A 14,347-nucleotide genomic window follows, 5' to 3' on the forward strand; every position below is an offset into this window, starting at 1 on the left:
TGTCTACCGATTTCACCACTCGGGCTTTACAAGATTGGAGGCGGAGGTCGGAATCGAACCGGCGTACACGGAGTTGCAGTCCGCTGCATGACCACTCTGCCACCCCGCCATGTCTTGGTGATGCACATATTAGCAACCTTTGAAAAAAAAACAATACTATAATTCATGCATATGCACATAAATTCGGCATATAGAATAAAAATGTTCAAATAATCATGTATTATTTGCAAAATTGATTCATATCTACCTTGGAGATGTGCCGTGGCATTGGTATTAGATGGTCGCGCATTAGCGAAACAAATTGAAGCAGACTTGTTGACTCGTGTTGAAGCTTTAAAAGCAAAAACAGGTCGTACCCCAATTTTAGCGACCATTTTGGTCGGCGATGATGGTGCATCTGCAACTTATGTACGTATGAAAGGTAATGCTTGCCGCCGTGTAGGTATGGATTCTCTTAAAGTTGAACTCGGTAAAGAAACGACAACTGAACAATTACTTGCAGAAATTGAAAAGCTAAATGCCAATCCAGACGTTCACGGTATTTTGTTACAGCATCCTGTGCCTGAACAAATTGATGAACGTGCTTGTTTTGATGCTATTTCACTTGAAAAAGATGTTGATGGCGTGACTTGCTTAGGTTTTGGTCGTATGGCAATGGGTGAAGCAGCATATGGTTCTGCGACACCAGCGGGCATTATGACAACGTTGAAAGAATATAATATCGAAATTGCAGGTAAACATGCCGTTGTTGTTGGACGTTCTGCGATTCTTGGTAAGCCTATGGCGATGATGTTGTTACAAGCCAATGCGACTGTGACGATTTGTCATTCACGTACGCAAAATCTTGCAGAATTGGTTAAACAAGCGGATATCGTTGTCGGCGCTGTAGGTAAGGCTGAACTTATTCAAAAAGATTGGATTAAACAAGGTGCTGTGGTGGTCGATGCTGGTTTCCATCCACGTGATGGTGGCGGTGTAGGTGATATTCAATTGGTTGGTATTGAAGAGGTCGCTTCTGCTTATACGCCTGTTCCAGGTGGTGTAGGGCCAATGACGATTACAACGTTAATTCGTCAAACTGTGGAAGCAGCTGAAAAGGCTTTGGGTTGATTAAGCTTTTTATGCCAGAGTCTTACATCTAAAATTTTTATTTAGGGATTAGCCACTACGTCTTGCGTTACAGTTAAAGCAGTGCTTTAACTTAACTCAGGCTCGACCTACTTTTGTTTTGACAAAAGTAGGCAAAACCATTGTCATCCGCTGAACTCGTTCACTACCATCATTTCGATGAATGATTCGCAGAAACATTTTTAATTAAATGTAGTCCTGTCTCGAACAATAGCGGATGACGTTTCCGTGTATCGAATATTGGGATTAATCTTTATTTCCTAAGTATTAGAATAATAATTGTGGTTATTTATTCATGAGTTGTACTTTTCAATTTGTTAAAGCCCCTGAACATTTGCTAAAAGCTTTGCATGACGTGATTCCAAATTGCGAGCTTATTGCACAGCAATTGCCTGAAACATCTATTTCACTGTGGCTGATTCCACCAGTATTTCCAACAGATCGTTTAGATGATGAAGTGATTCGTCGCATTTGGAATGATACGCCGTATTGGATATTTTGTTGGGCATCAGGGCTTGCAATGGCACAGTGGTTACTTGCAGAACCGCATCATGTCAAAGATAAAGTGGTTTTAGACTTTGGCGCAGGCTCAGGTGTAGTTGCAATTGCTGCAAAAATGGCAGGTGCTAAACGCGTGATTTGCTGTGATATTGACCAAGTGAGTTTAGATGCATGTCGTGAAAATGCATTATTAAACAATGTTGAGCTCGAATATTTAGATGATTTGTATAAGGCAGAACAGGTAGATGTATTGCTTGCAGCAGATGTTTTATATGATCAATGCAATCGTTTTTTCTTAGATGAATTTTTAAAATTTGCTCCAGAAATTTGGGTTGCAGATAGTCGTGTGAAAAATTTTAGCCATCCACATTATCAAAAACTGGATGAGCGTAGCGCAACAACTTGGCCTGATTTAGATGAAGCTAAAGAATTTAGAAATGTAAGTTTTTATAAGACGCTGTGAAAGCGTCTTATAAATTGGATTTAGAACATATTTATTATTAAGAATATTAAGAACAAGTATAACGAACCACATGCAAAGTACTCGGACGAGTTTCTAAGGCTTGACGTGTTGCATAATCTTCACTGTTATTCAAATTCGGTGTATTTGAAAGCCCAAATGATGTACGGCTATGACCAAGTTGAACGCCTTTCTGGTCATTACTCACGACTTGCGGGTTAATAATTTCATTCACACTTAAAACAGAAATTTTATAAGCCTTATTTTCACCTAAAACTTTTTTGCAAGCACGTTGTAATTTATCTTCATCTAAATCACGATCTGCACGACCAGATAAGGTATAAGCGAGTGTGGCGCTGTTTGAGCTTTGATTTTCGATTTGATAGCCTGTAGCACCGTTATATTGACGCGGCGTAGTTTGACACGCAGCTAAACCTAAAATAATACAACCTAATCCTAATAAAGTGATCTTTTTCATTTTTGCAAATCTCGGTGTTGTTGTTATTTTTAGTATGCCATAGCTCTCAGATCAATTCACGAACATTGTCTTGTGTAATGATACTCGTCTTTTCATAAGGAGAGCAGGCATTTCATTGTATATTACTTACTCAATATAAAGAGTGATGCGCTGAGTTTTACAACGCCCCTCGAATTAACGGATAAGCATTATCCAGTAAAATCTTTTGTGCTGCTGTATTAGGATGAATCAAATCTTTTTGCATTAAATCCTTATTGCCTGCAATACCATTCATAAAAAATGGATACATTTTAACTTTGTATTGTTGGCTTAAGACTTGATAGTTATTTTCAAACGCCTTGCTATATGCTGTGCCGTAGTTGGGCGGTATTTTCATCCCTAATAAAACCACTTTGGCTTTAGTTTGCTGACTTTGTTGAATCAATTGCGCTAAGTTTTTTTGGATCATTTGAGGCGGTTGACCACGTAAGCCATCATTTCCACCCAATTCAATCACCACAACATCTGGTTTGTAAGTTTGCAAGAGTTTTGGCAACCGCGCTTTTCATCATTTTCAAATTTAACCATTTTTTGATTTGCATAGTAAGGTACTTTCAGATGTCTAAGGTTCAGGATGATTCAATCTCTCCCATCATGCCACAAGTGATAATTTCTGCACAGCAACTGACACAAAAGATAGAATTACCACATCAAACGCTTACAATTTTTGAAAATTTAAACCTCAATATTTATACAGGCGAGCAAGTTGCGATTACAGGCCGTTCAGGTTCTGGAAAATCCACTTTATTGGGGATTCTTGCCACTTTAGATCAAGCCAGTTCAGGACAACTCACGGTTTGTGGTGAATCAATTGAGAAGCTGAATGAAGAGCAGCGTGCATTAGTACGTCTTAAACATATTGGTTTTGTATTTCAGTCATTTCAATTGCTTCCACATTTATCTGCGCTTGAAAATGTGATGTTGCCTTTGCGCATACAGAAAGACTTTAATTATCTTGAAGCTGAACATAAATCATTAAAATTATTGGCAAAAGTAGGTTTGGAGCGTCAAAGTCAGCAAACACCTAAAGTACTTTCAGGTGGTGAGCAACAACGTGTCGCGATCGCTAGAGCTTTGATTTCTGACCCTAAAATTATTTTTGCAGATGAACCGACGGGTAATCTTGATGAGCATACAGCGCATGAAATAGAACAATTACTTTTTGATTTAAATAGAGAATTGGGTACAACCTTGGTTCTGGTTACACATGATCCGCAATTGGCTGCACAATGCCAACGTCATTATGAACTGAAAGATGGTGTATTGATTGAACATTCTCAATTCACTCAGACAGGTGAGGTTGTGTAATGTTTACTTTGTTTAAGCCATTATTCAGGCAAAGTTTTGCGACATCAGGTATTTATTTACTGATTATTGCTTTAAGTTTGGCGATTAGTGCGACCACAGCACTCAAGTTTAGTAATGATCAAGTGCAACAAGCTGTGACTTTACAAGCTGCCAAAATGCAAGCAGCTGATTTAGTACTAAATGATAATTATCCAATTGAAAAACAGTGGTTAAAGCAGGCGGATGAACTTAAATTAAAACAGTCACATGTCACCATGTTCGGTTCTATGGCATCTACCCATGATCAATTCGTTATGGTGAATGTGAAAGCAATTGATGGTGCTTTCCCGCTGAGAGGCGAGTTAACGATTTCACCTAAACAAAAATTAAAAAGTGGTGGAGTATGGTTAAGTAAACGTGCTCAAGAATTGTTAAAACTTAAAGTGGGTGATTCTGTTCAAATTGCCGATGGTCAGTTTAAAGTGACGGGTATTATTGAACAGGACTCAAATCAAGAATTAGGTTTCTCTGCTTTTTCGCCAACCGTGATTATCTCTCAAGCCGATGTGGTTAAAACCAATGCGGTTCAAATTGGTAGTCGTGTTGAATATCGTTTATTGATGGCGGGTGAGCCTCAAGCTGTAACGGCATACCAACAGCGATTTAAAGCCTTTAAAGAACAAGAAAAACTGAATGATCTAAAGGCAAATACAAAGCCATTAGAACAGAATCAGATTGCCAAAGATCAAGGTGTTACTCAAAAGCAGGATCAGCCAACCGATCATACGGCAACGGATCAATCCGCTCAGGCAATGCAAAGTGCAGAGTCAGATTTGGAAGATCAAACCAGTTTGAGACTACGTAATGCCAATGATGGAAATTCTCGCTTACTCAAACCGATTGAAAATTTAGATATTTTCTTACAGTTAGCAAATATCTTAACCATTTTACTCTGCGGTTTAGCAATTGCTTTAACCAGTCAGCGTTATGTACAGCAAAACCAAGATCATATTGCATTGATGCGTTGTATGGGCGCAACCAAACAGCAAATTTTCCAAACGTATTTGGGATTACTTGTTGTTGTGATTGTTATCGCAATCGTGATCGGAAGTATTTTAGGATTGGTTCTCGGTTATTCCTTACTGCAATTGATGTTGCAAATGATTCCAAATCTTGAATTAAGCTTTTCTGCTTTTGAAATGTTGCTTGGCCCTTTACCGATTGCGATTTTCACCAGTGCAATTGTTTTGATTGGGTTTATTTTTCCAAGTCTATGGCAATTGCTCAGTACACCTCCAATTCGAGTGATTCGTCAGCAAGAAAAATCTGCACGTTCAATTGTGTGGATGATGTCGGCAGGACTGATCAGTCTGATTATTTTTAGTCTTGTTTTAACTGAAAATATCGTTTTAACGGCATTGGTGATGGGGGCTGTTGTAGTTCTCACAGGTTTGTTGTTTGGAATCGTTTGGTTGATTCTAAAAACTTTAAAATCAATGCGGAATCAGCTTTCAGCCTATGTACGCACGCCATCACAAACCGCATTACAAATTACAGCATTGGCTTTGGGACTGAGTTTAATTACAGTTTTGGCGGTATTACGCACAGATTTATTGGAGCGTTGGCAGCAACAATTACCTGAAGGAACACCGAACCAGTTTATTTACGGATTACCTCCTTTTGAGCTTGATGCATTTAAGCAGCAACTTGAACAACAACATTGGAAAAGCACGCCTTTATATCCCAATGTCAAAGGTCGACTCATCGCCAAAAATGATCAAGCCTTTTCAGCAGATTTGATCAAAAAGAGTAATTCGCTTCGCCGTGAGTTGAATCTGACTCAAACGGATCAATATCCACAAGACAATGTGATTGTTTCAGGAAATGCCAAACTGACGAAGGTTGGACAAGTCTCTGTGGAAGCAGAATTGGCGAATGAGTTAGGGATCAAAATTGGTGATCGTTTGACTTTTAGTTTGCCAGAAGGACGATTACAGGCACAGGTGGTGAATTTAAGAACAGTAGAATGGCAAAGTTTTAGTCCGAACTTTTTCTTTATTTTTACACCCAATACTTTGGATGAAAATGCAGGGAGTTATTTAGGGAGTTTCTACGTACCAGCTACTGAAAAAGCCAAAATGGTTAATCTGATTCAGCAATTTTCAAATACTGTTTTTATAGATGTGTCATTAATTTTTGATGAGATTAAACGATTAGTTGCAGTGTTGGTACAGATTATCACGGTACTTGCGGTGTTGGTCAGTCTATCGGGCTTTTTAGTTCTGATCGCATGTATTAATTTGTTGATGGATGAGCGTAAAAGAGAAGTCGCTCTCATGCGATCTTTTGGTAGTTCTAAACGTCAATTAAAGAATATGATGAGTTTGGAAATTGGTTTTATTGGTTTATTGGCAGGAATCGTATCGTGTTTCTTTGCAGAAGTGATTAGTGCGATCGCAAGTTATCGAATGGACATGGTTGTACAATTGCATTGGGAAATTTGGGTTATTTTACTTGTACTGATGGCGCTATTATGCGCATTGATCGGTCGTTATCGCCTGAGTTATTTGTCGGAAATTCCTCCTTTACAAAGTTTGAGGGAGTTGAATTGATAAGTGTTGAATAGATTTATAAATGAATAACTTCTATGTGGCTGTATTAAATTGCAAAAATAAAGACTGAAATAATATTGATGCAGCCACAGATAAAATCAAAAATTTAAAGCTTATAGGAATACAGCTATGCAGTGGATCCTGTTAGAGTTTTTTCCACATATTTTAATGTTCTTTCATAAGTTTAAAGACAAGTTTACCAGTAATAAAAGCTTAGCTCTTTATCCCGTACTTGCTATTTTCCTGATACTTTTCTATTTGAATGCATTGGGGATGATCTATTATTGGGTTGCATTGTCTATCTTTGTGTCATTGGTTTTTTGGTTGAATAAAAAGAATTATGGCGATTTAAATCGTTTTCCATATTTTATGAAGATAGATGATGGAATGGAGCCCTTTTATTTTAAAACGAAACTTAAATTTGCTGAATTACATGGCAAAGTGATTCATATCGATCTACCGCAGAGTCATTTGCCCATAGAAATTGTTTTTAATGAAAGCTCATCAGTGAAATTTAAGTTTAATCAGCAAGAAATCAAAGGTTTATTTTTGGATCATGCAAGCATCATAATGAAAAGAATGATTTACATGCAAAATGTATCTTCAGGTGGTCATCAATTTAATATACAAATACAACTTAAAGGATTTTTTACACCTCTTGTTATTTTAAAGATTTCAAAAGTTTTTCATTAACATAGATATGGACTTGGAAAAATAGAAATGGAATATCAACTCAAGATGTAAATTCCATTTCGAGAAATCAAGCGAAGTTTTGATCTTTTATATAGCTGTGTCGAACCATTAAGAAGACCATAATATTTTGATAACGAAGCTTTCTAAAACTTCAATTGACTACGCATTTGTGAAATCGCTTCTTGCCAAAGTGGGGTAATTGGTTCAATCAGATTTTGGCAATACAAATACACGGTATAAGTTAAACCGATGCCAAATAAAATAATCATAATATTGGCAATCTGTCCTGCGTTGACACGTTGAGCGATATACCAAACCAGTGCTAAGACCGCGCCCATCAACATGCCGCCAATGTGTGCTGCGTTATTAATACCAGAAGCAAAGAAACCAAAAGCCAAGTTAATCGCAAGGATCGTTAAAAGTGCTTTTTTATCTAAAATAAACCTTTGATTTTCGGTAGGAGGGAATAGTGAAAGCACCGCTAAAGCACCCCCTAAGCCCATAACTGCACCTGATGCTCCAGCAGATACACGTGGAATCAGTTTAGGATCAAAAGTTTGTAGAAGTTCATAGCTATTGCGAATATCAAGATAACCACTGAGTAAACTACCGATTAACCCAGCCAAAATATAAAGACTGAAATAATAAACACGACCGAAAGTTTGCTCTGCAACATTGCCAAATACAAAGAGTGCCCACATATTCATCATGAGATGGAGAATACCAAAGTGAAAAAACATGCTACTAAATAAACGATAAGGTTCCTCTAGGAAGGTTAAAGGTGCATAATCTGCTCCCCAACGTAATGCATCTAAAGTGCTTGGGTCAGTAATATTGACACCTGATAGAACTTGCAAAGCAAATAACCCTACATTGATAGAAATCAATAACAAGGTTACTTTTTCTATCTTATTGCGAGGTTGTGCGTAGGATGGACTTTCTTGATAATCAGACATGCAATTTCTGTACTTTTTATAGAATGGATTTAGCTTAGCATGAAATGCCAAATTTTTCGGAGTAACCTGCTGACATGAAAGCTTTTATTGTTCGTGGTTTGTTAATTATTATCAGTATTTTGATTATGATTCAGCTGTGGATTTTCTCTAGTTTGGTGTATTGGCGTACCCATGATGTTGAAACTACGATGTTTATGCGTTGGACGTATTTTTCTGATTTTAAACCGATTCAACATCAATGGCGCAATTATGATGAGATTAGTGATCATTTTAAACATGCGATTGTTGCTGCTGAAGATGCGAAATTTATAGATCATCACGGTTTTGATTGGGATGGGATTGAAGATGCATTACAACGAAATTTAAAGAAAGATAAAGTGGTTGCAGGTGGCTCAACCATTTCACAACAATTGGCAAAAAATTTATTTTTCTATAATCGCCGTTCATTTATTCGCAAAGGACAGGAAACCATCGCAACAACCATGATGGAACGCATGTGGACCAAGCAACGCATTTTAGAGGTCTATATGAACTCGGTTGAGTTTGGAGATCACATTTATGGTGTTGAAGCTGCAGCACAACATTACTTTGGCAGAAGTGCCAAGAGTTTGAGCCGTGAACAAGCCGCATTTTTAGCAGTGTTGTTACCCAATCCTAAGTATTATCAAGATCATCGAGACGACTCTAAACTGCAATATCGTAAACGTATGGTTTTAAAATATATGCGTTATACACGTATTCCAGATTAGCGTATTTTTATCCAATCAATATTTATTTTCAAAGTAAGAAAAGCGCAAATCTTTGTGCTTTTTTTATGAAATTGTCACAAATTTGAAGCATACTAGTTTCATGACATTTATTGATGCAGGTTTATTGCATGAACAGCGCAGTGGCGACCACAACACCTACAGAATATGCTTATAACGAACGATATATAAATCGTGAATTGTCTATTTTAGATTTTCATTTACGTGTTTTAGAACAAGCGGTTGATCCTTTGCATCCCTTACTTGAACGTATGAATTTCTTATTGATCTTTTCTCGTAATATGGATGAGTTTTTTGAAATTCGTGTTGCAGGTGTAATGGAACAATTGACTTTAGGGAATGAAAGTCGTACGCCAGATGGCCTCACGCCAAAACAAGTTTTAGAGCAAATTTCTAAAACGACGCATGAAGCAATAGAACGCCAATATCGTATTTTAAATGAAGAAATTTTCCCCAAACTACGTGAAGAAGACATTTGTTTTCTGCGTCGTGGAGAATTAACACCTGCACAATCTGTTTGGATTAAAAAATACTTTCAAGAACAAGTTGCACCTGTTTTAACGCCGATTAGTTTAGATCCTGCACATCCATTTCCTCGTCTAGTGAACAAAAGTTTAAACTTTATCGTAACTCTGGAAGGTAAAGATGCGTTTGGTCGTCAAATTGATTTAGCCGTTGTACCTGCGCCACGCTCATTACCACGTGTAGTTCGTTTACCTGATGAGCTAACAGATGGCAAAGAACATTTTGTGATGTTATCTGCGATTATTCATGAACATGTTTCTGATTTATTTCCAGGGATGACAGCGACAGGCTGTTATCAGTTCCGTGTAACACGTAATGCAGATTTGGCATTAAATGAAGACGTTGAAGATTTAGCCAAAGCTTTGAAAGGTGAGTTGAGTTCACGTCGTTTTGGTCGAGCAGTTCGTTTAGAAGTAACGCAAAATTGTCCTAAGCATATTTATGAATATCTACTAGAAGAATTCGATTTAGAACACGAGCAACTTTATAAAGTGGATGGACCTGTGAATTTGGCACGTTTAGTATCCAATTTCAAACGTCCACATATGCGTTATGACTCGCATGTACCTTCATTACCAAAAGTTTTAAAAAAGACTGAAAATATTTTTTCTGCAATGCAGAAGCAAGATATTCTTTTACATCATCCATTTGAATCTTTCGCACCGGTGATTAATTTATTGCGTGAAGCAGCACGCGATCCGCAAGTTTTAGCAATCAAGCAAACACTTTATCGTAGTGGTGCAGATTCAGAAATTGTTCAAGTCCTTGCTGAAGCGGCACGTAATGGTAAAGAAGTCACGGCTGTCATTGAGTTACGTGCTCGTTTTGATGAAGAGTCGAATATTGCTGTTGCCAATGTTTTGCAAGAAGCTGGGGCAGTGGTGGTCTATGGTATTGTGGGTTATAAAACCCATGCCAAAATGATTTTAGTGGTTCGCCGTGAGAATAATAAATTAGTGCGTTATGTGCATTTGGGTACGGGAAATTACCATGCAACCAATGCACGTATTTATACAGACTATGGCTTACTGACCACAGATAAAGAACTGTGTGAAGATGTACATCGTATCTTCCAAGAGCTCACTGGTATGGGGAAAATGGCGAAGTTGAAAAAACTTCTACATGCGCCGTTTACCTTGCATGCACAACTTATTTCTTTTATTGATGATGAAATTGCCAATGCGAAAGCGGGTAAACCTGCACAAATTATTGTCAAAGTGAATGCATTGAGCGAAGTTCAATTGATCAACAAGTTGTACGAAGCTTCTCAAGCGGGTGTGCAAATTGATTTAATTATTCGTTCAATTTGCTGTCTACGTCCAGGTTTGCCTAATCTTTCTGAAAATATCCGTGTTCGTTCAATTGTTGGGCGTTTCCTTGAACATACACGTGTTTATTATTTTGGAAATAATGGTAATTCACGTATTTATTGTTCAAGTGCAGACTGGATGGATCGTAACTTATTTAATCGCGTGGAAGTTTGCTTTCCGATTGAAGATCCTGCATTGAAAAAGCGAATTTATCAGCATGGTTTAGTGAATTATTTAAAAGATAATACTCAAGCTTGGTTGCTTCAAGGAGACGGAACTTGGATTCGTTCTCAGTTAAAAGATGGAGAAGTTGCGCATAATGCACAACAAACTTTGATTGAATATTTTAAATAATAAATTCAATAATCAAGTATTTAAAATCATATTAAATATTTGATTAAGCATAAAAAAGGAGTCAATCATGACTCCTTTTTTATGCTTGTTGCAGATAGGTTTAGTATTGACCTAAATTTGCAGTAATCTTTTGTAAAATCTGTACCAATACATCAAATTCACTTTGTAGAGGCGTACTTTTGCGAGTCACTAAAGCCAATGTGCGTGTTGGCGCATTTTCAATAGATTTAATCACAAGCTGGTCATTACTTTTGAGCATATGCGCATGCAAAGCAATTTCAGGAAGTAAGGTATAACCTAAGTTAGAACTCACCATTTCTACAAGCGTTGGTAAAGAGCTTGCTTTTAAACGATGATCATTTTTACGTTCGCCAATTGGGCAAACACTTAAAGTATGGTCACGTAAACAATGTCCTTCTTCAAGCAGCATTAAATGCGACAAATCAAGATCATCTAAGCTTTTTGCATTGACTGCATTTTGGTCTGCTTTGTTGCAAACTAAAAATAAATGTTCTTTCGCAATTTCAGCAACTTTTAAACCACGTGTATCGAAAGGAAGTGCAAGCATAATCATATCAAGATTACCGTGCTCTAACTTCTCTACAATTTTCTCACTTTGAGCTTCGTGTAAATGCAATTGGATTTTAGGCAACTGCTTATGCACTTCTTCCAAAAGTCTTGATAAAAGAAATGGAGCAATCGTAGGAATGATACCTAAATGTAAATCACCAGTGAGCGGTTCACTCATTTCACGACTTAAACGCATTAAGTCTTGTGCATCTGCGAGTAGAACACGGGCTCGGGCAACAACTTGTTCACCTAACGGTGTTAAGCGTACATTTTGACGATCACGTTCAACGAGTACGCCACCCAATAAACGTTCTAACTCCATAATTCCACCCGATAAAGTGGACTGAGTTACAAACGAACGGCGCGCTGCTTCAGTAAAGTGCAACGTCTCAGACAATGTCACTAAATATGACAGCTGTCTTAGGGATGGTAATGCAGCCATAGTGTCCTAATGCTTATGATTTAAAATGATGTGCAAATAATCCACTAATCTGAGGAATAAAATGCGGTGGCATATCATGCCCCATTCCTTCAATTAATTCAAATTTAGCGCCTGTAATTGCTTTTGCTACTGCCTTACCATGGCTTGGAGGTAATAATCGGTCTTTAGAGCCATGTAATACTAAAGTTGGTTTTTCGATTTGTTTATCCAATTTAAGTAAGGAGCCTGTACATAATATTGCTAAAAACTGTTGAAGTACACCCGCTGGATGATAACTACGACGATATAATTTACGTGCAGTTTGAATTGCATCCACTTGGTTGATATAACCTGGTGAACCGATCAGACGGAATACCTTTAAAGAATGATTGACAATCCCATCCTCATCTCGTGATTCAGGTTTACCAATCAGACTAAATAATTGTTTCGGAAAAGGAGGTGGTAATAAGGGTTGGTTATTACTGGTAAACAATAAACCAAGCTTTTCAATTTTTTCAGGATACTTTGCTGCGAGAATCTGTGAAATCATACCGCCCATTGAAGCACCGATAATATGTACTTTATCTATACCTAAACGGTCAATCAGCAATGCAACATCATCTGCCATGTCATATAGGTTATAAGGTGCACCATCATTGGGTAAACCTAAGGCAAAACGACTCATTAATTTAATTGCATTCAGGCGTGGGCCTTTATGTCTGACTTTAGACGATAAACCAATATCACGATTATCGAAACGAATAACATGAAAACCTTGGTCAATTAAAGATTTACAAAAGAAATCTGGCCAAAATAACATTTGCGCACCCAATCCCATAATCAAGATCACTGTTGGATGATCTGGATTTCCGCCTGCTTCAATGTGTAATTGAATACCATTACCTAAATCCACCGCGGATTCTTGCATAAATGAGGTATATGGTGAGCTTTGAAATTGAAGCGCGCTATTCATTGTTATTTTCCTATCAAACAAGGAATACTTTTTGTTTAAAAAATATTCCTTCCTATTTAAACCTTAAACTGATGCAGGAATCAAGTCTGGAACGAGTTTTGTCAGCGTTAAACGTTGTTTAGCTGCTGTCGCACCTAATAACACGAAACCACGCAGTGTGCCATTTGCATCAATCGCTTTAGACAACATACCGTCATCAAATTCTTCATTTTCCCAAGTCACGTCAACATCCATTGGTGCTGGGAGAACAGTCAGCGGAGCAGCAGGTGTTTTCACTGCAATTGGCATAGCAGGGTAATGTACATTGGTGCTTTGACCACTTAATGTTTTTGCTAAAGCACGTGCTTGTTGCATAATTGGCATCACAAATGGCAACAATGTTCCATTCACTTCCGCACAATCCCCAATGGCAAAAATATCAGTTTGATTGGTTTCCAATAGTGTATTGGTAATTACACCACGACTGGTTTTGATGTTTGCATCTTTTGCCAAAGCTGTATTGGGTTGTAAACCAATTGCAGATAGAACGACGTCTGCAAGTAAAGATTGACCATTTGCAAGCGATACAATATAGCCACGATCAGATTTAGATACTTTTTCAACCGTTGTACCAAGTGCAAACTTGATCCCAGATTCTTCTAGATTTTCTTGAAATGCTTGAGCAACATGGTTTGGTAGTAAGCGACCTAAAGGTTGTGGTGCTAAATCGATTACCGTCACTTGATGACCTGTATTTTGTAAATCATTGGCAAATTCACAACCAATCAAGCCTGCGCCAAGGATGACGACGCGTTTATCTTCACATTCACCCGTACTACAATTGTCTAAAGTTTCTCTAAATGCACGATAGTCCATCAACGAGTTGACGACATGTATATCGTCACTACCATCCCCAGCAATCGCTAAACGGATTGGATTTGCACCTACGGCAAGGATTAATTTTGAATATTCTTGTGTTGAACTTTGACCTTGTTGTTCTATAACCAATTGATGGTTGGCTACATCAATAGATTTTACCCATGTCTCTTTTTCAATACGCATATTCAATTGCGTACTCATTTTTTCAGCATCGCCTAAACCAATGTGTTCAGGTGCTTTTTTCCCAACTAAGGCATTGGATAAAGTCGGTTTAGCATAATTCACCGCATCATCAGCGCAAATCATCACTAACTCTTGTTCAGTATCTAATTTACGAAATTCTCTTGCGAGGGTATAGCCTGCCATGCCAGAGCCTACGATGATGATCGGTTTCATATTTTTCTCCATGCGGATT

General features: G+C 37.8%; 12 protein-coding genes, 1 tRNA gene and 1 pseudogene. 7 read left to right on the forward strand and 7 right to left on the reverse strand.

The annotated features are described in order from the left end of the window. Positions 1 to 35: 35 nt before the first annotated feature. Positions 36 to 109 (reverse strand) — tRNA-Cys (locus CDA10_RS04930). A gap of 152 nt (positions 110 to 261) precedes the next feature. On the opposite strand from CDA10_RS04930, the gene folD reads away from it, so the two are divergent. Both folD and CDA10_RS04940 read left to right on the forward strand, forming a co-directional pair. Further along, positions 262 to 1,110, forward strand: a complete 849-nt coding sequence (gene folD, locus CDA10_RS04935) for a bifunctional methylenetetrahydrofolate dehydrogenase/methenyltetrahydrofolate cyclohydrolase FolD (RefSeq protein ID WP_089604368.1) — start codon at positions 262 to 264, stop codon at positions 1,108 to 1,110. Positions 1,111 to 1,423: 313 nt separating this feature from the next. Further along, positions 1,424 to 2,092 carry a class I SAM-dependent methyltransferase gene (locus CDA10_RS04940; RefSeq protein ID WP_089604369.1) on the forward strand — a complete coding sequence of 223 codons (669 nt, stop codon included), beginning with the start codon at positions 1,424 to 1,426 and terminating at the stop codon, positions 2,090 to 2,092. Positions 2,093 to 2,138: 46 nt separating this feature from the next. Here the strand turns inward: CDA10_RS04940 and CDA10_RS04945 are convergent, their stop codons facing one another. Continuing rightward, positions 2,139 to 2,567 (reverse strand): hypothetical protein, encoded by a 429-nt coding sequence (locus CDA10_RS04945; RefSeq protein WP_089604370.1) that lies wholly within the window; start codon positions 2,565 to 2,567, stop codon positions 2,139 to 2,141. 157 nt (positions 2,568 to 2,724) lie between these two features. Continuing rightward, positions 2,725 to 3,108 (reverse strand): annotated as a pseudogene (locus tag CDA10_RS04950) (arylesterase); the annotation flags it as partial. A gap of 56 nt (positions 3,109 to 3,164) precedes the next feature. Between CDA10_RS04950 and CDA10_RS04955 the strand changes: the two are divergent. From CDA10_RS04955 to CDA10_RS04965, 3 genes are all read left to right on the forward strand, one after another. Beyond that, positions 3,165 to 3,914 (forward strand): ABC transporter ATP-binding protein, encoded by a 750-nt coding sequence (locus CDA10_RS04955; RefSeq protein WP_089604372.1) that lies wholly within the window; start codon positions 3,165 to 3,167, stop codon positions 3,912 to 3,914. Further along, entirely contained in the window at positions 3,914 to 6,505 is a 2,592-nt protein-coding gene (locus tag CDA10_RS04960; RefSeq protein ID WP_089604373.1) for an ABC transporter permease, read from the forward strand. Before CDA10_RS04955 ends, CDA10_RS04960 begins: the two co-directional genes overlap by 1 nt. Before the next feature lie 324 nt (positions 6,506 to 6,829). Continuing rightward, a complete protein-coding gene (locus tag CDA10_RS04965) occupies positions 6,830 to 7,198 on the forward strand; it encodes a hypothetical protein (RefSeq protein ID WP_157909345.1) in 369 nt (122 codons plus the stop codon). Positions 7,199 to 7,341: 143 nt separating this feature from the next. Here the strand turns inward: CDA10_RS04965 and CDA10_RS04970 are convergent, their stop codons facing one another. Beyond that, a complete protein-coding gene (locus tag CDA10_RS04970) occupies positions 7,342 to 8,154 on the reverse strand; it encodes a rhomboid family intramembrane serine protease (RefSeq protein WP_089604375.1) in 813 nt (270 codons plus the stop codon). 74 nt (positions 8,155 to 8,228) lie between these two features. On the opposite strand from CDA10_RS04970, the gene mtgA reads away from it, so the two are divergent. Both mtgA and ppk1 read left to right on the forward strand, forming a co-directional pair. Next, positions 8,229 to 8,903 (forward strand): monofunctional biosynthetic peptidoglycan transglycosylase, encoded by a 675-nt coding sequence (mtgA, locus tag CDA10_RS04975; protein WP_089604376.1) that lies wholly within the window; start codon positions 8,229 to 8,231, stop codon positions 8,901 to 8,903. Positions 8,904 to 9,031: 128 nt separating this feature from the next. Further along, the gene (ppk1, locus tag CDA10_RS04980) at positions 9,032 to 11,110 is read left to right on the forward strand and encodes a polyphosphate kinase 1 (RefSeq protein ID WP_089604377.1); all 2,079 of its coding nucleotides are present in this window, start codon (positions 9,032 to 9,034) and stop codon (positions 11,108 to 11,110) included. Positions 11,111 to 11,210: 100 nt separating this feature from the next. Here ppk1 and oxyR read toward each other — a convergent pair whose 3' ends face one another. The 3 genes from oxyR to CDA10_RS04995 form a co-directional block, all read right to left on the reverse strand. Continuing rightward, entirely contained in the window at positions 11,211 to 12,122 is a 912-nt protein-coding gene (gene oxyR, locus CDA10_RS04985) for a LysR family transcriptional regulator OxyR (RefSeq protein WP_089604378.1), read from the reverse strand. Between the two features lie 13 nt (positions 12,123 to 12,135). Then, complete coding sequence (gene estB / locus CDA10_RS04990; RefSeq protein WP_089604379.1) at positions 12,136 to 13,074, reverse strand: esterase EstB; 939 nt, start codon at positions 13,072 to 13,074, stop codon at positions 12,136 to 12,138. A 63-nt stretch (positions 13,075 to 13,137) separates the two neighbouring features. After that, on the reverse strand, positions 13,138 to 14,328 hold the full coding sequence (locus tag CDA10_RS04995; protein WP_089604380.1) for an NAD(P)/FAD-dependent oxidoreductase: 1,191 nt from the start codon (positions 14,326 to 14,328) through the stop codon (positions 13,138 to 13,140). Between the last annotated feature and the right edge of the window lie 19 nt (positions 14,329 to 14,347).

The sequence above is a fragment of the Acinetobacter piscicola genome (assembly GCF_002233755.1).
In the GTDB taxonomy this organism is placed as follows: Bacteria; Pseudomonadota; Gammaproteobacteria; order Pseudomonadales; family Moraxellaceae; genus Acinetobacter; species Acinetobacter piscicola.

Bases quoted from the DNA above. Each gene is read 5' to 3' on its own strand.
- CDA10_RS04970 (WP_089604375.1), bottom strand. From the start codon at position 8,154: ATGTCTGATTATCAAGAAAGTCCATCCTACGCACAACCTCGCAATAAG.
- CDA10_RS04995 (WP_089604380.1), bottom strand. From the start codon at position 14,328: ATGAAACCGATCATCATCGTAGGCTCTGGCATGGCAGGCTATACCCTC.
- CDA10_RS04945 (WP_089604370.1), bottom strand. From the start codon at position 2,567: ATGAAAAAGATCACTTTATTAGGATTAGGTTGTATTATTTTAGGTTTA.
- oxyR (WP_089604378.1), bottom strand. From the start codon at position 12,122: ATGGCTGCATTACCATCCCTAAGACAGCTGTCATATTTAGTGACATTG.
- ppk1 (WP_089604377.1), top strand. From the start codon at position 9,032: ATGAACAGCGCAGTGGCGACCACAACACCTACAGAATATGCTTATAAC.
- CDA10_RS04960 (WP_089604373.1), top strand. From the start codon at position 3,914: ATGTTTACTTTGTTTAAGCCATTATTCAGGCAAAGTTTTGCGACATCA.
- estB (WP_089604379.1), bottom strand. From the start codon at position 13,074: ATGAATAGCGCGCTTCAATTTCAAAGCTCACCATATACCTCATTTATG.
- CDA10_RS04940 (WP_089604369.1), top strand. From the start codon at position 1,424: ATGAGTTGTACTTTTCAATTTGTTAAAGCCCCTGAACATTTGCTAAAA.
- mtgA (WP_089604376.1), top strand. From the start codon at position 8,229: ATGAAAGCTTTTATTGTTCGTGGTTTGTTAATTATTATCAGTATTTTG.
- CDA10_RS04955 (WP_089604372.1), top strand. From the start codon at position 3,165: ATGTCTAAGGTTCAGGATGATTCAATCTCTCCCATCATGCCACAAGTG.